Here is an 822-nt window from a genome sequence, read left to right on the forward strand (position 1 = left end):
ACGTACTTCAGCGACTCGAAGAACTGCGCCCACTTGGTGTGGTGCGGCAGCACGCCCTTGTGGAGCATGTCCGGGTTGGAGACGACGATGTCCCCCTTGGTGCGCACCGCCTTGCGGGCGTCACCGGGTGTGTCGCCGTCGAAGGTATAGGCGCGGATGCCCAGCTCCCCGGCCTGGTTGAGCTCGGTGAGTTCCGCGACCTGATCCTGGGAGAGGGCCTTGGTCGGGAAGAGGTACAGCGCCTTCGAGCGTTCCGTGAGTGCGGACTGGAGCACCGGCAGGTTGTAGCACAGGGTCTTGCCCGAGGCCGTGGGCGTGACCACCACGGTGTGCCGGCCGGCGCGGACCTGGTCCCAGGCCTCGCGCTGGTGGCTGTAGAGCTGTGCCACGCCCCGGGCGCGCAGCGCGCCGGCGAGTGCGGGCGCGAGCTCGCCGGGGATATCGGCATAACGGCCGTCCCGCGCGGGCACCGTCAGCTCACCGGTGATTCGTCCGCTATACTTTCGCCGCAGGCGCCCGGCGAGCCGGCGCACCGGGTCGAGCAGGCGCGCGTCGTCGGTTTCCGCTGCCGCTATGCCCATTCGTGCCCCCGTTTGCCAGCGACTCGGCTCAATGACGGCGTCACACCGCCGTTTTCGTTTGCATCAGCGGGAGAGCCCGTTGAGAATGAAAAGATTATAGAACCCAAAGAGAACGAACAAGCGCCATGCCGGTTCTCACACGCCGCCAGCAGGACATCCTCGAATTCCTCCGGGACTGCGCCCGCGAGGGCGAGGCCCCGACCCTGGGCGAGATCTGCCGCGCCTTCGGGCTGCGCTCGCG

Annotated in this window: 2 protein-coding genes; one reads left to right on the top strand and one right to left on the bottom strand. The window is 68.0% G+C overall.

The features are described 5' to 3' along the window. Positions 1-581: DEAD/DEAH box helicase (locus G7A99_RS22105; RefSeq protein WP_163144138.1), on the bottom strand; the 581-nt coding region annotated here is incomplete at its 3' end. A gap of 125 nt (positions 582-706) precedes the next feature. On the opposite strand from G7A99_RS22105, the gene G7A99_RS22110 reads away from it, so the two are divergent. Beyond that, positions 707-822 (top strand): LexA family protein (locus tag G7A99_RS22110; RefSeq protein WP_371807659.1); only part of this gene is annotated, 116 nt, incomplete at its 3' end.

The organism is Arhodomonas sp. KWT (assembly GCF_010993615.1).